The organism is Gillisella vitis (assembly GCF_021559775.1).
GTDB classification, from domain to species: domain Bacteria; phylum Pseudomonadota; class Alphaproteobacteria; order Rhizobiales; family Rhizobiaceae; genus Allorhizobium; species Allorhizobium ampelinum.
In genome coordinates this window covers 3,262,785-3,282,193 of record NZ_CP056047.1, presented here as the reverse complement: position 1 = coordinate 3,282,193, position 19,409 = coordinate 3,262,785, and the positions used below count along the sequence as shown (strand labels likewise).

17 protein-coding genes and 1 riboswitch are annotated in these 19,409 nt (G+C 58.0%); of the genes, 12 read left to right on the top strand and 5 right to left on the bottom strand.

Features of this window, described 5'->3' with window-relative positions:
* Window positions 1-68: 68 nt before the first annotated feature.
* The 8 genes from obgE (at window position 69) to bfr (ending at window position 6,761) form a co-directional block, all read left to right on the top strand.
* The gene (gene obgE / locus AVCG78_RS15220; protein ID WP_071203101.1) at window positions 69-1,169 is read left to right on the top strand and encodes a GTPase ObgE; all 1,101 of its coding nucleotides are present in this window, start codon (window positions 69-71) and stop codon (window positions 1,167-1,169) included.
* Window positions 1,166-2,344 carry a glutamate 5-kinase gene (gene proB / locus AVCG78_RS15215; RefSeq protein WP_071203099.1) on the top strand — a complete coding sequence of 393 codons (1,179 nt, stop codon included), beginning with the start codon at window positions 1,166-1,168 and terminating at the stop codon, window positions 2,342-2,344. Before obgE ends, proB begins: the two co-directional genes overlap by 4 nt.
* The gene (locus AVCG78_RS15210) at window positions 2,337-3,620 is read left to right on the top strand and encodes a glutamate-5-semialdehyde dehydrogenase (protein ID WP_071203098.1); all 1,284 of its coding nucleotides are present in this window, start codon (window positions 2,337-2,339) and stop codon (window positions 3,618-3,620) included. The genes proB and AVCG78_RS15210 overlap by 8 nt, the downstream gene beginning before the upstream one ends.
* Complete coding sequence (locus AVCG78_RS15205; RefSeq protein ID WP_015917510.1) at window positions 3,595-4,251, top strand: nicotinate-nucleotide adenylyltransferase; 657 nt, start codon at window positions 3,595-3,597, stop codon at window positions 4,249-4,251. The genes AVCG78_RS15210 and AVCG78_RS15205 overlap by 26 nt, the downstream gene beginning before the upstream one ends.
* A 35-nt stretch (window positions 4,252-4,286) precedes the next feature.
* Window positions 4,287-4,751 carry a ribosome silencing factor gene (gene rsfS / locus AVCG78_RS15200; protein ID WP_041697243.1) on the top strand — a complete coding sequence of 155 codons (465 nt, stop codon included), beginning with the start codon at window positions 4,287-4,289 and terminating at the stop codon, window positions 4,749-4,751.
* A 163-nt stretch (window positions 4,752-4,914) separates the two neighbouring features.
* The gene (gene rlmH, locus AVCG78_RS15195) at window positions 4,915-5,397 is read left to right on the top strand and encodes a 23S rRNA (pseudouridine(1915)-N(3))-methyltransferase RlmH (protein ID WP_071203096.1); all 483 of its coding nucleotides are present in this window, start codon (window positions 4,915-4,917) and stop codon (window positions 5,395-5,397) included.
* Between the two features lie 121 nt (window positions 5,398-5,518).
* A complete protein-coding gene (locus AVCG78_RS15190) occupies window positions 5,519-5,830 on the top strand; it encodes a (2Fe-2S)-binding protein (RefSeq protein ID WP_071205380.1) in 312 nt (103 codons plus the stop codon).
* Between the two features lie 445 nt (window positions 5,831-6,275).
* A complete protein-coding gene (gene bfr / locus AVCG78_RS15185; protein WP_015917506.1) occupies window positions 6,276-6,761 on the top strand; it encodes a bacterioferritin in 486 nt (161 codons plus the stop codon).
* 68 nt (window positions 6,762-6,829) lie between these two features.
* Here the strand turns inward: bfr and htpG are convergent, their stop codons facing one another.
* A complete protein-coding gene (gene htpG / locus AVCG78_RS15180) occupies window positions 6,830-8,761 on the bottom strand; it encodes a molecular chaperone HtpG (RefSeq protein WP_071203094.1) in 1,932 nt (643 codons plus the stop codon).
* A gap of 485 nt (window positions 8,762-9,246) precedes the next feature.
* On the opposite strand from htpG, the gene AVCG78_RS15175 reads away from it, so the two are divergent.
* Window positions 9,247-10,104: an RNA polymerase factor sigma-32 gene (locus AVCG78_RS15175; protein WP_015917504.1), complete on the top strand. Its 858-nt coding sequence runs from the start codon at window positions 9,247-9,249 to the stop codon at window positions 10,102-10,104.
* A gap of 141 nt (window positions 10,105-10,245) precedes the next feature.
* Here the strand turns inward: AVCG78_RS15175 and AVCG78_RS15170 are convergent, their stop codons facing one another.
* The 4 genes from AVCG78_RS15170 to thiB form a co-directional block, all read right to left on the bottom strand.
* Window positions 10,246-11,727, bottom strand: coding sequence for a M48 family metalloprotease (locus AVCG78_RS15170; protein ID WP_174089727.1), 1,482 nt, complete (start codon window positions 11,725-11,727; stop codon window positions 10,246-10,248).
* 293 nt (window positions 11,728-12,020) lie between these two features.
* On the bottom strand, window positions 12,021-12,782 hold the full coding sequence (locus tag AVCG78_RS15165; protein ID WP_081355244.1) for a thiamine ABC transporter ATP-binding protein: 762 nt from the start codon (window positions 12,780-12,782) through the stop codon (window positions 12,021-12,023).
* A complete protein-coding gene (gene thiP, locus AVCG78_RS15160; RefSeq protein WP_071584374.1) occupies window positions 12,779-14,407 on the bottom strand; it encodes a thiamine/thiamine pyrophosphate ABC transporter permease ThiP in 1,629 nt (542 codons plus the stop codon). Before thiP ends, AVCG78_RS15165 begins: the two co-directional genes overlap by 4 nt.
* 8 nt (window positions 14,408-14,415) lie before the next feature.
* Window positions 14,416-15,387 carry a thiamine ABC transporter substrate binding subunit gene (thiB, locus tag AVCG78_RS15155; RefSeq protein WP_139191487.1) on the bottom strand — a complete coding sequence of 324 codons (972 nt, stop codon included), beginning with the start codon at window positions 15,385-15,387 and terminating at the stop codon, window positions 14,416-14,418.
* Between the two features lie 101 nt (window positions 15,388-15,488).
* Window positions 15,489-15,597, bottom strand: a riboswitch (TPP riboswitch).
* Between the two features lie 246 nt (window positions 15,598-15,843).
* On the opposite strand from thiB, the gene AVCG78_RS15150 reads away from it, so the two are divergent.
* From AVCG78_RS15150 to AVCG78_RS15140, 3 genes are all read left to right on the top strand, one after another.
* On the top strand, window positions 15,844-16,584 hold the full coding sequence (locus AVCG78_RS15150) for a hypothetical protein (protein WP_071203091.1): 741 nt from the start codon (window positions 15,844-15,846) through the stop codon (window positions 16,582-16,584).
* 120 nt (window positions 16,585-16,704) lie between these two features.
* Window positions 16,705-18,477: an ABC transporter ATP-binding protein/permease gene (locus AVCG78_RS15145; RefSeq protein ID WP_071203089.1), complete on the top strand. Its 1,773-nt coding sequence runs from the start codon at window positions 16,705-16,707 to the stop codon at window positions 18,475-18,477.
* A gap of 422 nt (window positions 18,478-18,899) precedes the next feature.
* On the top strand, window positions 18,900-19,187 hold the full coding sequence (locus AVCG78_RS15140) for a hypothetical protein (RefSeq protein ID WP_015917497.1): 288 nt from the start codon (window positions 18,900-18,902) through the stop codon (window positions 19,185-19,187).
* The last annotated feature ends 222 nt before the right edge of the window (window positions 19,188-19,409 follow it).

Genomic DNA, 19,409 nt, shown 5'->3' with positions numbered 1-19,409 from the left:
GTCAAGCGGCGATAACGATGGCCGCATATATGATATGAGTATCCTGACACAGGAAGTATGGCAGCGACATGAAATTTCTCGACGAGGCAAAGGTCTATATTCGATCAGGTGACGGCGGCGCAGGTGCTGTCTCGTTCCGCCGCGAGAAGTTCATCGAGTTCGGCGGGCCGGATGGTGGCGATGGCGGGCGCGGTGGCGATGTTTGGGTGGAGGCCGTCAATGGTCTCAACACCCTGATCGATTTTCGGTTCCAGCAGCATTTCAAGGCCACGGTCGGCACCCATGGCATGGGGCGCAACCGCACCGGTGCCAATGGCGAGCATGTGACGCTGAAAGTGCCTGTCGGCACCCAGATCTTCGAAGAAGACGCCGAAACGCTGATTGTCGATATGGTCACCGAGGGCCAGCGCTTCCGGCTGGCGGCGGGCGGCAATGGCGGCTTTGGCAATGCGCATTTCAAATCGGCCACCAACCAGGCGCCCGATTGGGCCAATCCTGGCCTGGAAGGCGAAGAAAAGACCATCTGGCTGCGGCTGAAATTGATTGCCGATGCCGGTCTGGTCGGCCTGCCGAATGCCGGAAAATCCACCTTCCTGGCGGCGGTGACGCGGGCTCGCCCGAAAATCGCCAATTATCCCTTCACCACCCTGCATCCCAATCTGGGCGTGGCGACCGTGGATGAGCGCGAGTTCATTCTGGCCGACATTCCCGGCCTGATCGAAGGTGCCCATGAAGGGGTTGGCATTGGCGACCGCTTCCTCGGCCATGTCGAGCGCACGCGGGTGCTGCTGCATCTGGTCTCCGCCCAGGAAGACGATGTCGCCAAGGCCTACACCACGGTTGCCCATGAGCTGGAAGCCTATGATGGCGGCTTGGAAGATAAGCCTGAAATCGTCGCCCTGTCGCAGATCGATGTGCTGGACGAGGATGAGCTGAAAAAGAAGCTCAAGGCCCTGCAAAAGGCCTGCGGCAAGAAGCCAATGATGATTTCGGCGATTACCGGCAAGGGAATGCTCGAAGTTCTGCGGGCGTTGCGCGACGTGATTGTTGAAAATCGCAGCTATGACGATGAGACGATTTCGCAGCGGCCGAAGAAACATCGCCACAAGCTGGAAGATCGGCCCCAACACGAAAATGAACCAGAGGAGAGTGAGGAGGGCGAGGAATGAGCGCGCCGCTTGCCTCTCTCTCGCAGTATAAGCGCATCGTCATCAAGATCGGCTCGGCCCTGCTGGTGGACCGGGGTTCCGGCCTGAAACATGCTTGGCTCGATGCCGTCTGTGACGATATCGCCGCCCTGCGCGCCAGGGGGGTCGAGGTGCTGGTCGTGTCGTCTGGCGCCATTGCGCTTGGCCGCACGGTGCTGAACCTACCAGCCGGTGCCTTGAAGCTGGAGGAAAGCCAGGCGGCGGCCGCCGTGGGGCAAATTGCTCTGGCGCGGCATTGGTCGGAAAGCCTGTCGCGGTCATCCATTGTTGCAGGCCAGATCCTGCTGACGCTGGGTGATACGGAGGAGCGTCGCCGCTATCTCAATGCGCGCGCCACGATCAGCCAGTTGCTGAAGCTTGGGGCGGTGCCGATCATCAACGAAAACGACACGGTGGCGACCACCGAAATCCGCTATGGCGATAATGATCGGCTGGCGGCCCGGGTGGCAACGATGACCGGTGCCGATCTGCTGATCCTGCTCTCCGATATCGATGGTCTTTATACCGCACCACCACATCTCGATCCTGACGCGAAACTTCTGCCTGTCATTGCCGAAATCACCCCGGAAATCGAGGCGATGGCGGGCGGTGCGGCGTCGGAATTTTCGCGCGGCGGCATGCGCACCAAGATCGACGCGGGCAAGATTGCCACAAGTGCCGGGTGTGCGATGATTATCACATCGGGCAAGCTGCTCAATCCGTTACGCGGCATCGATGAGGGGGCGGCCCATTCCTGGTTTGCTCCGTCTGCCATGCCGGTGACGGCCCGTAAGACCTGGATTGCCGGACAATTGCAACCCGCCGGTATTCTGAGCGTCGATGCGGGTGCTGAAACAGCCCTTCGGGCTGGCAAGAGCCTGTTGCCCGCAGGCGTGCGCGAGGTCTCCGGCCACTTTCATCGTGGTGACACGATTTCGGTTGTTGGGCTTGAGGGACGGGAAATTGCCCGTGGCCTGGCGGGTTACGATGCCGATGAGGCGCGCCGCATTGCCGGGCATAAATCGGCGGAGATCGAGGCGCTGCTCGGCTATGCCGGACGCTCGGCGATGATCCACCGGGACGATCTGGTGATGACGGAACAGACCGGCAGGAAAGCCGGCAAGAGTATAAAGAAGAAGGACGAGGCCCATGCTTGACACAGTCGCCAAGGCGGATGGTATTGACGCACTGATGCTGGACATCGGCGCCAAGGCCAAGGCTGCTGCGCGACCGTTGGCCATTGCCTCGGCTGACCAGAAAAATGCCGCGCTGATGGCGATGAGTGAGGCGATCCTGACCGGGAAAAGCCAGATCATCGCCGCCAATGCCATTGATCTCAAGGCTGCCGAAACGGCAGGGCTGGCGGCCTCCTTCATCGACCGGCTCACGCTGAATGAAGAGCGGATCACCGCGATGGCCAAGGGCCTGCGCGAGGTGGCCGAGTTGAAAGACCCGGTCAGTGAAGTCATCGCGGCCTGGGAGCGTCCGAATGGTTTGAAGATCGAGCGGGTCCGCACCCCTCTTGGCGTGATCGGGGTGATTTATGAAAGCCGTCCGAATGTGACGGCGGATGCGGGGGCGCTTTGCCTGAAATCCGGCAATGCAGTGATCCTGCGCGGCGGCTCGGACTCAGTCAATTCCTCGCGCGCCATTCATGCCTGCCTGGTGGCTGGGCTTGTGGCCGCCGGGCTGCCGGACCATGCCATCCAGCTGGTGCCGGTTACGGATCGCGCTGCGGTTGGCGCGATGCTGACCGGGCTGAACGGCACGATTGACGTGATCGTGCCGCGTGGCGGCAAGAGCCTGGTGGCGCGGGTGCAATCGGATGCCCGGGTTCCGGTCTTTGCCCATCTGGAAGGTCTCTGCCACGTTTATGTCGATGGCTCCGCCAATCTCGACATGGCGAAAAACATTGTCGTCAATGCCAAGATGCGCCGGACCGGCGTTTGCGGCTCGGCGGAAACCCTGCTTGTCGATAGTGCTGCCATCGGCAGTCATTTGATGCCGCTCCTCGAAGCCCTGACCGAGGCCGGTTGTGAGATTCGCGCCTCGGCGACTGTGTTGAAAGTCTTTCCCGGCCTGAAGGCTGCTGTGGACGAGGATTGGCGTACCGAATATCTCGATGCGATCATCTCGGTTGCCGTTGTCGATGGCATCGGTGGGGCCATCGACCATATCGCCCGCTATTCTTCCAACCATACCGAAGCGGTGATTGCTGAAGATCCTGCTGTGGTCGAGCGGTTTTTCAATGAAGTGGATTCGGCTATCCTGTTGCACAATGCCTCAACCCAATTTGCCGATGGCGGCGAATTCGGCATGGGCGGGGAAATCGGCATTGCCACCGGCAAGATGCATGCGCGCGGGCCGGTTGGCGTCGAGCAATTGACCTCATTCAAATACCGGGTGCATGGCACCGGGCAGATCCGGCCCTGACGTGAGCCATTCCGGGGTCGCGGCACACTATCTGCGCATGCCGCATACCGAGCGCGGTATGGTGGTGGGCCTGTTCGGCGGATCGTTCAATCCGCCGCATCAGGGGCATGTGCTGGTGGCTGAGATTGCCCTTCGCCGGCTGGGCCTGGATCAGCTGTGGTGGATGGTGACACCCGGAAATCCGCTGAAGAATCACAGTCAGCTGGCACCTTTGGCCGAGCGGCTGGCGCTTTGCGAAGGCTTGGCGCAGGACCCACGCCTGAAGATCACCGCCTTTGAGGCGGAGCTGGGGACGAGCTATACCGCGCGCACGCTGGATCATGTGAAGCGGCTGAACCCGCATGTACATTTCATCTGGATCATGGGTGCGGATAATCTTCGCTCCTTTCACCATTGGCAGGATTGGCAGAAGATCGCCATGACCTTTCCGATTGCGGTGATTGATCGGCCCGGTGCGACCCTGTCTTATCTGTCATCGAAAATGGCGCAGCGGTTTGACTTTGCCCGGGTTGATGAAAGCGATGCCGGTGTGCTGTGGCGCAGGCAGGCACCCGCCTGGACCTTCATTCACGGACCGCGTTCAATGCTGAGTTCGACGGCGCTTCGCACAGGGCCTGTCTTGAAAGATTAACTATTCAGTGCCACCTTATTATTGGCTCACTGGCAATGGGTGCCTCTGAGTCGTTTTCGTGCTGTTACCGACGGAAAGGACAAACTCTGACAACAGTACACACCAAGGGCCGCGCCACTGTCGCGATCCCGCAAAGCCCGGAACGTGGCGTCGATGCCGCAGCCCGCGCGCTTGAGCTGGTCCTCACAAGCCTTGAGGACTCGAAAGCAGAAGATATCGTCTCTATCGACATTGCCGGAAAATCGGCGCTGGGCGACTACATGGTGGTCGTGTCCGGTCGCTCGTCCCGTCACGTCGTGGCGATCTGCGAACATCTCGTTTCCGATCTGAAGGATGAAGGCTTTGGCGCCCCGCGCGTCGAGGGTCTTGAGACCGGCGATTGGGTACTGATCGACGCAGGAGACATTATCATACATGTCTTCCGCCCTGAAATCCGCGAGTTCTACAACATCGAAAAGATGTGGGCCGCTCCGGATATCGAGGAAAGCCGACTGCACTAACCCTCACAGGCGGTATATTTGCCGGTCTGGAGATGGTATCGAGCCCGATAAAGGCAATGATCGTCGCGTGTTTTCGACGGGATGATCCTTGTCTGCCAAGAAAGCGAGCGGGTTTCCGTTCAGCTGGTGTTGGTTTTGCGGATCGAACCCTCAAGAGGATGGGATGCGGATAGGCATTGTTGCCGTTGGCCGGTTGAAAGCCGGGCCAGAGAAAGATCTTGTGTCACGCTATCTGGACCGCTTTGCCAAGGCCGGTCCGGCGAGCGGGCTAGAATTTTCTCGTGTCAACGAGCTGCCGGAAAGCAGAGCCTCGAATTCGGCCACCCGCAAGCGGGAAGAGGCGGTGCAGATTGAAAAATCCCTGCCGGACAATCCTCTTGTCGTGGCGCTGGATGAGCGCGGCAAAAGCTGGGACAGCCAGGAATTCGCAGCCTATGTCGGCGACCACAAGGATCGCGGTCGTCGTGACATGGTCATCGTTATCGGTGGGGCCGACGGGCTTGACCCGGATTTTCGCGACCGGGCCGATCTAGTGCTGAATCTTGGAAAGATGACGTGGCCGCATCAGCTGGTGCGCATCATGCTGGCCGAACAGCTCTACCGCGCCGTTACCATTCTCTCCGGCCATCCCTATCATCGTTCCTGACGCATTTCATGCGCATAAAACAACTTCCCTGTGATCGGTATGTTTTTTCTTGACAGATAGCCTCTTATTTAGCCATAAAACGAGAGAGTAGATGTCATGTTTGTTTGACGGGCTGAAGCCGATGCTGGTGTGCAGTTGCAATTTCATCACCGAGAAAGAAATCCGCGATACGATCACGGAATTTCTTGAGCAGGACTGTTGGCAGTTGATCGTGCCTGCAAAGGTCTATCACGCCATGGAAAAGCGTGGTCGCTGTTGTGGGTGCTTCCCGAATGTCGTGGATATCATCGTCTCGACGACCAAGGCCTTTCACGCTCAGCGCAATAGCGATGGCGAAAACCTCGTGAATTTCATGGAGCGCCTGAAGCGTTTCCAGGAAGAGCAGAAGAACGAACTCATCGAACGCCGCAATCGTATCAGTCGGACAGCCTAACGGGCGTCTGATCTGGGGGGCGGACTTATTGCATAATTTCCTGCTGAAATCGGAATTCATTTAAGACATTATCGAGCAGATATAAAGAGCGACATTGAGCCTTTATGCGCCATATATGGCGCAACGGGCCGCGGCTATTGCCCCAATTAACTTCGTTGCAGCGTGAACCTTGCCTTTTCAACCCCGCGCGTGCGGGGTTTTTCGTTTGTGCGGAACGCATGACCGGTTCGGTGGAATCTGAGCTTTCTTCAATCTTTTTGGAATCATTCTAAGATAGCGCTCGACTTGACGGTACAATCCTGCTTTTATCATGACATTACCGGTGCAAATCGCGAGAGCGAGGCGCAGTGGATTGTAATCTATCAGGCTGCATGGATAATTCTGGTGATCATCCAAGATCTCGGCAATTCTCTGTGCCGGTCACTGTCAAAATAGGGGTCCGCCGATGAAGGGCGATGCAAAAGTTATTGAACGTTTGAACCAGGCTTTGTTTCTGGAGCTGGGTGCCGTCAACCAGTATTGGCTGCACTACCGTCTTCTTGAAGATTGGGGCTATACCAAGCTTGCCAAGAAGGAACGGGCGGAATCCATCGAAGAAATGCAGCATGCCGACAAGCTGGTCGAGCGCATTATTTTCCTGGAAGGCCACCCCAATCTTCAGACGCTGGCGCCCTTGCGCATTGGCCAGACGGTCAAGGAAGTTCTGGAGGCCGATCTGGCTGGCGAATACGAAGCCCGCACGGCTTACAAGGAATCCCGCGACATCTGTTATCAGGCTGGTGACTATGTCACCATGAAGCTGTTCGAACAGCTGCTGATGGATGAGGAAGGCCATATCGACTTCCTCGAAACTCAGCTCGAGCTGTTCTCCAAGCTTGGCGCCGAAAAATACGGCCAGCTCAACGCTGATTCCGCCGACGCTTCGGAATAATCTTCCTTCATCAAAAAAGGCCCGGTTTGCAGATGCGAACCGGGCCTTTTTTCGTTAGTCTTCACTTATCAGGCGCGAAGCGCCTTTTCGAACAGCCGTCCCATGCGCTCCGCAAAGGCCCGGGCGTCGGCTGGCTTTTCACCATCAAGAATACGGGCCTGATCATACAGCAGATGGATCGCGTCATTTTGCAGGGCAGGCGTATGCTGGGCACCCGCCATGGCCTTCACCAGCGCGTGATCTGCATTCAGCTCCAGCACCGGCTTGGAGGTCGAGGCAAGCTGGCCTGCTCCGGCCAATATTTTCTCCAGTTGACGGTCATAACCGCTTTCCGGCGCAACGAGGCAGGCGGGGCTTTCCGTCAGCCGGTCTGAGGCGCGGACATCGGCAACCAGATCTTTCAACTGTTCCTTGGCGAGCGCCAGAAAGCCGGCAATATCGGCTTTTGCCTGGTCGTTGCTATCCTGTTCGCTATCAGCACCGGCGTCGGCCTTGGCGAATTTTGCAAGGTCGGCTGCCCCCTGGCTAACGGATTTGAAGGTCTTGCCCTCAAACTCCGGAGCATTCATCACCCAGAAACTGTCGATCTGGTCTGAGAGCAGTAGAACCTCGATGCCACGAGCGCGAAAACCTTCCAGCTGCGGCGAGGCTCTCAGCTGTTCGATGTTGCTCCCGGCCAGGTAATAAATGCTGTCCTGTTCCGGCTTGAGGTCCTTGAGATAGTCGGCAAGGCTACGCTGGTCGTCGCCTGATGTCGTGGTGCGAAAACGGGTAAGTCCCAGCAATTGGCTGCGCCGTTCGAAATCCTCATAGAGCCCTTCTTTCAGCACTGCGCCGAAATTTTCCCAGAGCGTCTTGTAGGTTTCCGGCTCGTTCTGGGCCAGTTTTTCCACGGAGGTCAGGATGCGATTGGTCACGCCCTTGCGAATGGCCGACAGGATCGGGCTTTCCTGGATCATTTCACGCGATACGTTCAGCGGCAAGTCGGCGGTATCGACCAGCCCGCGCACGAAGCGCAGGTAACGCGGCAGAAGTTCGGCATCGTCGGTGATGAAGACCCGCTTCACATAGAGCTTGATGCGGCCTTTGCGGTCGGGATCAAACAGGTCGAAAGGGGGTGTGCCGGGCACGAAGGCAAGGGCGGTATATTCATGCCGGCCTTCGGCGCGGAAATGCACCGTCAAGGCCGGTTCGTCATATTGACCGGAAATGCCGCGATAAAAATCGGCGTAGTCCTCTGTGCTGATCTCCGTTTTAGGGCGGGTCCAGAGTGCAGTGCCTTCGGTGATCCGGGTTGGTTCGTCGCCGGGCTTTTCAACCAGGGTGATCGCAACCGGGACATGGCCTGACTGCTGCTTGACGATCCGCTCGACGCGGGCGCGGGTAGCATAGTCCTTGGCATCCTCCATCAAATGCAGAGTGATGCGAGTGCCACGGGCTGGCGCGTCGTCGGCATTGATCTCGCTGATGGAATAGCTGCCCTTGCCGTCGGAGGACCAGATCCAGGCCTGCGTCTCACCGGCACGGCGTGTTGCCACATCCACCTTATCCGCCACCATGAAGCAGGAATAGAAGCCGACACCAAACTGGCCGATCAGCTGGGCATCCTCGCCGGTCTTGCCAGCGTCCGCCTTGCTGGCCTCGATCCGCTCCATGAAGGCACGGGTTCCTGAGCGGGCAATCGTCCCCAGGGCTTCGATCAACTCGGCCCGGCTCATGCCGATACCATTGTCTTCGAGGATCAATTGCCTGTTATCGGCATCGAGCCGTAGCTGAATGCGGGGATCGGTATCGGTGGTGAGAAGGCCCGGCGTGGTAATTGCTTCATAGCGTAGTTTCTCGCAGGCATCAGCGGCATTGGAAACCAGTTCCCGCAGGAACACATCCTTGTCCGAATAAACCGAATGCACCATCATATGCAGAAGGCGCGCCACATCGGCTTCGAACACATGTGATTCTGGCGTAGTTTCGCCCGGCTTTTCGGCTGTTTCTGTCGACATTGTAACTCCCGTATCACGTCAGGCAGCATGCCTGGACGGGCACTGCGACCTGTCCCTCAGCATGCGGCAAAAAGAGTATTTTGCTGGCGTCGCAAAGGGTGTCCCACCTGCGGCCCGCAACCGCCTTCAGGTGGCGAAAGATCAGGTGAAATTCAAGAGCTGAGATGTTGGCGAGATGATCGACATTCGCTTTTTTGCGCTGCGCAGACCCATTGATGCGTGCGGATGCGGGTATCTTGGGCGCGCAACAGAATTTGTCCAGCCCTATAGCTGGAACATTCCGCAGCTTTAAGCGTTACAGCGACGTTGGTACGGGCAAAACACCATCTCATGACTGAGAACATTAGTTAAATCTACAAAAGATATGTCGCGCAGTGATCCGTTTGGCAAGTCCCATCGTAAAAGAATGAAACATTCATTGCCGTGGTTTGAACCTTTAAATTGCTCTCGACGCGGCGCGTGGTGCCGCGCGAATGGAGGTCGTAATGAATTCCCTGCAGGCCGATAAGAAGCTCATCAGGATTGCAATGGCCGCACCGTATCTGGAGCGCCAGGAGGAGCATGATCTGGCGGTACGCTGGAAACACGGCAACGATCAGGTGGCCCGAAACCAGATTGCCCATGCCCATATGCGGCTGGTGATTGCCATGGCTTCCAAGTTCCGTGGCTTCGGCCTGCCACTCGGCGATCTCATTCAAGAAGGCTATATAGGGCTGTTGGAAGCTGCGGCAAGGTTTGAGCCGACCCGCGATGTGCGTTTTTCGACCTATGCCGGCTGGTGGATTCGCGCGTCCATGCAGGATTATATCCTGCGCAACTGGTCCATCGTGCGCGGCGGCACCAGTTCCTCCCAGAAGGCACTATTTTTCAACCTGCGCCGGTTGCGGGCAAAGCTGGCTCAAGGCGATCAGCGCTTGACCGATCAGGCCATCCACCAGGAAATCGCCACCGCGCTTGGTGTCAGCCTTGCCGATGTCCAGTCGATGGACGCCCGGCTCTCTTCCAATGATACCTCCCTGCAAGCACCGATTTCCAACAATGGTGAAGAGGGTGCCGAACGGCTGGATATGCTGGCCAGCGATGAACCGACACCGGACGAGCAGGTGACGGATATGATCGATACCGAGCGTCGTCTGGATTGGCTACGTGGCGCCATGGCCCATCTGAATGAGCGTGAAATGCGCATCATTCGTGCACGGCGACTTTCGGAGGATGGCGCGACACTTGAGGAACTGGGCTGTGAGCTCGGTATTTCCAAGGAGCGGGTGCGCCAGATTGAGACCCGGGCGATGGAAAAGCTGAAGGTCGCGCTGGTTCAGGCCAATCCGCAGATGGTGGCCTGACCAGACCCAATAGATCGAACCAAATCTCTACAGCGTCCTTTGTGCGTTTTATAAAACGCACAAAGGACGCTGTAACGCTTTAAATCTGCTGCATAATTTCTCCTTAAATCGATTCCGATTTAAGGAGAAATTATGCATAGGTTATTCCGAGACGATCTTGACCCGGCTGCCGAGCGCCGGGCTTTGGCCGGCGGGAATGGCATTCAACACCTTGAACAATTCCAGCTTTCGATCCGTTCCCATCATCCTGGCTGACAGGCTGGCCAGCGTGTCGCCTTGTCCAACGGTGACGACCCGGACGCGCAGTGGTTTTAGCGTCTTGGCTTCCTCGGGTGTGATGCGGCGGAAGGTTTGGCGCAGAAGATCGGATGTCGGCGCCAGCTGGCCGCTGCCTTTGGGAACGGCGGTCAGGAAGCGGAAAATCTGGTTGCCCAGCCGCACCACGGTGACGTCGAAATCCCAGCGATCCGCAGACGCCCTGGCGGTCGCAGCCTCCATGCCATTGATCTTGGTTTCGTGAATGCTGTCCGGCAACAGGCCGGTGACCCAGCCGCTGGAAATATAGTTTGTCAGGCTGCGGTTCTGAGTATCGGCCACGCCGTCGAAGCGGATGGCGACATCGCCCGGCCCGGTGGCCATGACCGCCTCCACCTTGTTGTCGATCTGAAAACCGTCCGGCACGTCGAAGCGAATGCCGAGGCCGCCATGCAGGAACGTGTGGCCACGGACATAGCCCTCCTGCGGGCTGTCGCCATACAGCATGCCATCGATGCCATCGAAAAAGTAATCGCGGCCCTTGTCGCCGGTCGATCCATCAGGCCCAAAGGCGCGGGCATGGTCGCGCGCCAATTCCACCCGCTGCGGTGTGCTGGGGTGACTGGACAGGAAGTCCATGCTCTGGTCGGCATTCGGGTCGGATGAGCTGTAATGCTGGTAGGCGGCCATGGAATCCAGGAAGCGCGCCGCCGCATAGGGATCGTAACCCGCTTCGCCCAGCGTCCGCACCCCGATCGTATCGGCCTGTAATTCCTGCTGGCGTGAGAAGGCGGCCAGCCGCAGCTTGCCGCGGGCCAAGGCCTGCTTGCCGGCCAGATCGCTGGACAGGACTTCGGCCACCACCCGGCTGGCAATGACCTCGGCTTCTTCGCGCCGCTGGCGCTCGATGCCATGATTGGCGGTGACATGGGCCATTTCATGCGACAGCACGGCGGCGACTTCCGAAGCGTCATTGGCCAGCGCCAGCAGGCCACGGGTGACATAGAGATAGCCGCCCGGCAGGGCAAAGGCATTGATAGCCGGAGAATTCAGAATGGTGATGCGATAGGACTGCTGCGGGTTTTCAGACACCACCGTCAGGGCACCGGCAATTTTCGCCACCAGCCGCTCGGTTTTCTCGTCGTGATATTCGCCGCCATAGCTTGCCACGATGCGGGGATGCTCGCGCGCACCCATCTGGGCGCGGGGATCATCCTTCTGCACTTCCTGAACGATCTGCGGCGAAGACGAGGGCGAGATATTTGGCTGGTAGGACTGCTCAACCATCGACTGGCAGCCGGCAAGCGACAGGGCTGCAACAAGGCCGAGGCTGGCTTTTAATCCAGGGCGCATTTTTCCCACCACCATTCGCGTGGTTTGCCAGGTGCCTTGCTGTGCAGGGGCCATCAGGATCATATTGCAGCGCATCCTAGAAACGTCTTCGTCCCCTTACCTGTTCAGTCACACCCGCCATTTCGCTGATATTGCGATGCGGGACGTCTCACGATTTTCATCCAAATCCTTAACAGCATATTATTGATTTGGATAAAACTGCGCATCGCACAAGATCAGCCAATTGGATAAGAAAATGTTAATGATCGCATTGATTTGTGCTTTGTATGCATCACGCCATGCCAGCTGGTCGCGTCGAAATCATGGCCTCAAAGCCGGTCACGATCATGAAAGGGACCGAGGAAGGTCTTGAGTGCCGCCGGGCCTTCGCCGGAAAGGAAGGTTTTTGTGTCGCAATGCAGTGAAATCCGGCCTTGATCCAGAAACAGCACATCATCAGCCAGACGGCGCACATCCTGGGGATCGTGGCTGACGATCAACACGCTCTGGCCGGTTTCGCGGTGCAGGTCCAGCAGCAGATCAGCCATGCTGGCGCGCAGGCCGGGATCGAGGGCGGCAAAAGGCTCGTCCAGCAACAACACCGGCTTGCGCCGCACCAGCGCACGGGCAAAGGCGGCGCGCTGTTTTTCGCCGCCGGAAAGCGTGGCGGGTTTGCGTCGGTCATAGCCGCCAAGCCCCACTCTTTTCAAAGCTTGGCTCACCGCCAGCCGATCCTCTGCGCCAAGCCGCAGAGACGGATCGATGCCAAGGCCGATATTGGTGGCGAGATCGAGATGGGCAAACAGGTTATGGTCCTGGAACACCAGGGAGACCGGACGTTTGGCGGGTGGCAGATCGGTGATGTCTTCCGAGCCAATCCGGATGCGGCCCTGATCGGGTGCCTCGAACCCGGCAATCAGGTTCAGCAGGGTGGATTTGCCTGAGCCCGACATGCCGGTGATCGCGGTGATCTTTCCGGACGCGATCTGATCGTTGAACTCAAAACTCTGGTTTCCCAGACGCAGTTGCACCGTGTCGAGGACAATTGAGGCAACGGGTGCGGCATCCGGAATATTGGCCGTCTCGCTCAAGGTCGCTCCTCCGGTTTGCTGGTGCTTGAGCCGCCCGCCGTTCCAATCATGGTCAGCACAAGGCAGACAAGGCCGAGCAGCAGCGCCAGGCCATCCGCATCGGCGGTGCGGTAGCTGCCCATCCGGCTATAAATCAGCCATGGCAAAGTCGCCAGATTATTAGCCCCGAACAGGGCCACCGCCCCAAGGTCTCCAAGCGATAGCGCCATGGCAAAGGACAGGGCCGTCAAGATCGGACGGCGCAGGCCCGGCCAGTCGATATGGCGGATCTTGGCCAGTCCGCCAAGGCCGAGGCTTGCTGAAAGGCGTGCCGTGCGGTGGCGATGGGTGGTGATGGCCGGTGCCAAGACCCGCATGGTAAACGGCAGTGCCATGATCGCGTTGATCGCCACCACCACCGGCCCGGCAAACCCCGCTGCATTGCCCATCTGGCGCAGCAGTAGGAACCAGCCAGTGGCAAGCACGATCACTGGCACCAGCAGAACCAGCGAGGATGTTGCACCAATCAGCCGGGACAGAGTGGTTGCGGTCAGGGTTTTTTGCCGCAGGCCGGATAGTGCTGTCCGGGCATTGATGAAGACGAGGCTGAGGCCCAGTGCCATTAGAGCGGCGGGAAAGGCGATGGCAAGGCTAAGACCGGCAGCCCGCCAGACCGAGGGATCATCCAGCAGTTTCAGGAGATCGGCTTTGACGCCGGCAAAAGCGATATTGGCAAGGGGCGTGACCAGGAAGAGCAGAGCGAGCAGCAGCACGGCGCCATCCCAGGCCCGCGCTGCCAGTCCCTTGCCATCGAGCCGCAGCACAGGTCTTTCATCCGGCAATGCCTGGTCGTCCGGTGCCGGAAACAGCGCCAAAAGGCCAAGCAACAAGGCCGTGACAACCAGTTGTAGCGTGGCTAGGGACACAGCAAGGGGCGGGTCGAAATCAAAGCGCAAGGCCTGATAGATCGCCACTTCCAGCGTGGTCGCGCCCGGTCCGCCGCCCAGTGTCAGTACCAGCGTGAAACTGGTGGCGCAGAGCATGAAGATCAGCCCGGCGATGCCGGGAAGTAAGCCGCTGAGGGCGGGCCATTCGATCATCCGAAAAATCGCAATCGGACCCATGCCAAGACTGGCCGCCATGCGCCAATAATCCGGTGGCACTCGTTCCAGCCCGGCAAGCAGCAGGCGGCATGCCAAGGGCATGTTGAAAAACACATGGGCGATGAGAATGCCGGTCAGTCCGTAAATGCTGACCGGTGTCTGACGGCCGAGCAGCGCCAGCAGATCATTGGCAAGCCCGTTGCGACCCCAGATACCGATCAGGCCCAGCGCTCCGATCAGCACCGGCAGACCCATGGGCAGCGCCATGAGCCGGATCAGCCAGCGACGGCCCCAGAAATGCCTTTGCCGCGCCAGGGCCAGAGCCACAGGCAGGGCAAAGGTAATGGACAGCAAAGTCGATAGCCCGGCCTGCACCAGGGTGAAGCGCAGGATGGACAGGGTGTAACTGTCCAGTGCCAGCGGCACGTTGCCGCCGGTTGTGAGCAGCAGGGCGAAGACGGCCAATCCGATAAAAGCAAAAAGCCCGGCAAGGCCGATGACCCCGCCAGCAATCGGCATCAGGTTTTGCCGTTTTAGAGCCATGGTGAGCCTTACTTTGCCGCCATCGCCGCCTGCCATTCCGCGATCCAGGCCTTGCGGTTGGCGGCAACCTCCTGCGGGCTCATCAGGAAGGTCTTGGCTGGCTTGACCAGACGGTCGAAAGCCTCTGGCAGCGGGGTCGAGGTCTTGGTAACCGGCATCATCCAATTGTTGGTTGGGATCTCATCCTGGAAGCCGGACGTCAGCATGAATTTCAGGAAATCCTCGGCCAATTGCTTGTGCTTGGCACCTTTCAACACTCCTGCCACTTCAATCTGGATGTAATGCCCTTCCGAAAAGGAAGCGGCTTGATAGCGCTCGGTGTTCTCAGAGACCATGTGATAGGCGGGTGAGGTCGTATAGGAAAACACCATCGGCACTTCGCCCTTGGTAAACAGGCCATAGGCCTCCGACCAGCCGGGAGTGACGGTCAGCACCCGGTCTTTCAATTTTGCCCAGGCGGCGGGCGCGTCCTTGCCATAGACGGATTTAACCCAGAGCAGCAGGCCGAGCCCCGGCGTCGAAGTGCGTGGGTCTTCGATGACGATCTTCTGGGCAGGGTCGCCTTCCACCAGTTCCTTCAGGCTTTTGGGTGGGTTTTTGATGGTCTGGGTGTCGTAGACGACGGCGAAATGTCCGTAATCATAGGGCACGAACATATCGTCCTTGAAGCCGCCAGGCACCTGGGCCGTCGACGCATCGATGCCGTGGGGCGCAAAAAGCCCGGTCTGCCTGGCTTCCTCGGTGAGATTGGTGTCCAGCCCCAGCGCCAGATCCGCCTCGCTGGAAACGCCTTCCAGCTTCAGGCGGTTCAGCAGTGCCACGCCATCTTCCAGCCCGACGAACTTGACGGTGCAGCCGCAGGTCTTTTCAAACGTGGCTTTCACCTTCGGCCCCGGCCCCCATTCAGAGACGAAGCTTTCATAGGTGTAAATGGTCAGCACCTTGTCTTCGGCCTGCGCGGCGTGCATGCTTATGGTCATAAGCGCGGTTGCCAGGATTGACAAGAATATGCGTGGTGGCAGGGCAGCCATGGCTTTTCCTCTTCAATTTCAATAGTGCGCGAGACGGGAAAAGGCGGTATGGCAGCCGCGCATCTAATCCCTCCGCCGGTGTTAGCCGGATCAGGTTCCGCGGGTTGGCGGCGTCGCCTCTCAGCAATGGCAGACACCATTGCACCCCGTTAGATCTCTAGGAGGTTTAGCGGTGGGGAATGAAACTGACAAGGGGTGATTGGGTGGGACGGTGAGTGACCCTTCATTGATCTTGGAGGGTCAGTGGATTTCAATCGTCACGGATCAGTATCGTCATTCATATTGCGCCGAATTTGACGCAAATGAGATATTTTGTTGACGCCATGTCTAGCCTTCTGGTTTACTGCGGCTCTTAAGCTTCGAGAATTATACGCTTGCTTGCCTTGGTTGATGGAGGAACATCGCATGCCATTGGAAAAAAGTGATATTGATTTTGTCTGCAACAGTGTGCGGTTTACCGGAAAATACACAGACCATGGTCAGACATGGTCTGACCTGCAGATCATGACGCTTGCCAAGGCAAGAACCATGGATAAAGGCGGTCGGGCAGAACAGTTCCTCAATCACTATCTGGCGGGCTCGGGTGAGCCGATCCATTTTTCGCTTCGGACATTGATGGAAGAGGACCCGGGGGTACGTGCTCGCATCTTTGGTGCAATCAATGCGGCGCGGGCGCCGTTGAAAAATTCAAAGGGGGAAAATTCAAGGACTGCGCCAATCCTGTCCCCGTCATCTCACCCTGCCTCTTCCGGCATCGTGGATATTCCGCAAACCAATTTTCGAAATCACGATTGGCAGTTTGCGACGGGCTCATTGAATGTGAACTGGCAGTTTATTGAAGAAATCAATCGCAATGGCGTGATTATGATGAAAGTCGAGGTCTGGACGACCAACATCTACCGGTGGCATCCAGAGGATGATCGACGGACACAATGCGTGCATGAGGCGGCCGCCAACCTTCAACATCCCAAGCAGGAAAGCTATTTTCCGATTGATGATCGTATCCACGGATCTGGAATGCTTCCTGGCATGGTGACGCCGAATTATTCCAAGAAGAAGACCACGAACTATAAGCCAGCCAAGGATTTTCTGATGGTGGCCAAACCCGAAGCCGTGCTTATTCCCAAGGTGGCGCCTCCGCGTTGATCTTGTGCGGTTCAGCGGACGGGGATTTCTCTAAGGCTTTTTATGGTTGGGGAGTAGCACAACAGCGCTATCGCGGGCATGATGGGAAGCAGAACTTCTTTTCATGGCCGATCACCACTGATGACCGCATCCAAGACCACACTTCCGGACAACGAACCCGCCGCGCCGGACCTGACATTTGCCGAACAGATGCGCATGGCTGGCCAATCCTTCTGGTCCAGCCATGTCCGAGGGCGTATTCTGCTGCTGGCGCTTTCGCTGCTTGCCGTCATTCTGCTTCTGACCTATGGCCAGATATTGCTCAATCGCTGGAACCAGCCATTCTACAACGCCTTGGAAAATCGTGATCTCCAGGCTTTCTGGCGTGAATTGCGCAATTTCTTTTTCATTGCCGCTTTTCTGCTGGTCATCAATGTGGCGCAGACCTTTTTTAGCCAGATGACCGCGCTTTACATGCGCGAGGGATTGGCCCGCGATATGGTCGATCAATGGCTGAAAGGCAGGCGCGCCTATCGGCTGTCGGTGTCCAGCCCGCTTGGCGTCAATCCAGACCAGCGCCTGCATGAAGATGCGCGCAAGCTGGCGGAATCGACGACGTCGCTCACCGTCGGTCTGGTGCAATCCACCATTCTGCTCGTCAGTTTCATCAGCGTGCTCTGGAAATTGTCCGGGGATTTCTCGCTGACCCTGTTTGGTCATCAGATCGCTATTCCCGGCTATATGGTTTGGGCGGCGCTGATCTATGCTGGCGGCGCGGCGGTGGCCAGCAATCTGGTCGGCGCCACGCTGACCCGTCTCAATGCCACCCGCTATGCCCGCGAGGCCGAGCTTCGCGCTGCCCTGATGCGCAGCAACGAGCATCTGGAGCCGATTGCGCTGGCGCGGGGTGAGGATGTCGAGCGCGGCCAGATCCATGCCACCATCGACCGAGTGCTGGCGATTATTTCCAAGCTGGCGCTGGCGCTGACCAATCTGACCTGGGTGTCGGCGGCCTTTGGCTGGCTGGCGTTGATCGTGCCGGTGCTGATCGCTTCGCCAGCCTATTTTGGCGGGACGATGACCTTCGGCGGCCTGATGATGGCGGCTTCTGCTTTCACGCAGGTCTATACGGCCTTGCGCTGGTATGTCGATAATTTCGGGGCGATTGCCGATTGGAAGGCAACGCTGCTGCGGGTGATGGTGCTGCGCGCCGCTCTGATCGAACCGGCGCTGACCGAGACGGTGGAGGGCCAGATCCGGGTCGAGGCCGGAAAGCCGGGCGAGCTGGCTTTCGAGGATGTCTATATCCGCACGCCCGTCGAGGCGGAGGCCCATTGGGGCGGTTATCATCTGAAAGAGGACAATCCCGTCATCCTTGCCGGTGAACATGTGATGGTCAACGGTGATCCCGGCATCAACCGGCGGCAATTCTTCAATGCCATCGCTGGACTCTGGCCCTATGGCGAGGGCCTGATCCGCCTGCCGCAGGAAGATCATATCCTGTTCGTGCCGCAGACCCCCTATCTGCCGGAGGGGCGGTTGCGGGACATCCTGGCCTATCCCGAGGATGCCTCCACCTATGGTGACGAGGCGATGACGCTGGCACTGAAGACGGTCAAGCTCAGCCGCCTTGCTAGCGCGCTGGACGAGCGGCAGCGTTGGGACCGGGTGCTGGACAAGGATGAGCAGATGGCGCTGGCTTTTGCCCATATCCTGTTGCGCAAGCCTCATTGGGTGGTGTTCAACGATGTGCTTGATGGGTTGGAGCCGGAAACGGCGACGATCCTGACCAGCGTGATGACGCAGTTACAAGAGGCGACGCTGATCTATATCGGTCGCGCCCAAGGCTTTATCGATGCGGTATCGCCGCGCATCCTGCATCTGGAGCGGATGGACGTGCCGGTGCCGGAATAGACCTTCTCGACGGCTTAAGGCCTGAAAGCGGGCATCATGTCGTCCGATTTAAGGAATTATCCAGTAGACTCTCTGCCCGCAGAAGCTTACTGCATAATCTTTAAACCAGATATGGATTAAAAAAGCGAAATTGCGCGCCAAGCAGACTGTGACATCGCCCTTGGGGCGCTCTGCACAGGCGCTCGCAATATCAGAATTCATTGGGCCGTTTTCCGCGTGCCGCCGCATCATGCCAATAGCCGTTAACAATGGCAGTCGGTATTCCGTTGCGACTATCTCAAGCCTTTAAGGCACTTGGGATGGTCGTTTTTTTTTCAAGGCAGGGATGCATGTGCGTCTTCGGGCCTTGCTATAACACAAAAGAGACAGAGCATTTCCTGGAGCGTCCTTGGCGCTGGAAATGGTCCCACTAGAGGCTGGATATGATCGAATTGACACCCACGCAGATCCGCGGATTAAAGCTTGCCAAGGAAGGCGATCTGTATCCCCAGCCGCTGAAGAAATGGACGCATCTGAACGCAGAGGTGACCTATTCCCGGACCGACCGTTTCAAGGAACGGCCGCAGAAGATCAAGTTTCTCACCACCACGACCGTGACGGAACTGACGGACCTGGGCCTGCTGGAACGGTGCAATACCGCAGAAGAAGCCGAGCAAGATTCGCGCCGGATTACGATGGCCGGCAAGATGTGGCTGCTCAAAACCAAATAATGGTTACTGCATCATTCTTTAAACCGGAATCTGTTTAAAGAGAAAATTATGCAAAAAATATAAAGAGCGACGGTGAACCTTTGTGCGCCATATAGAGCATGTCGCGCAAAAGTGTGCAGCGGTTTTGCGGTAACGACATGCGTAAAAACAAAAACTTAAAGCGTGTTGCTTGAGGCTGATAAGCCGCAACACGCTTTAGAGTTTGTCAGGGAAAAGTGGAAT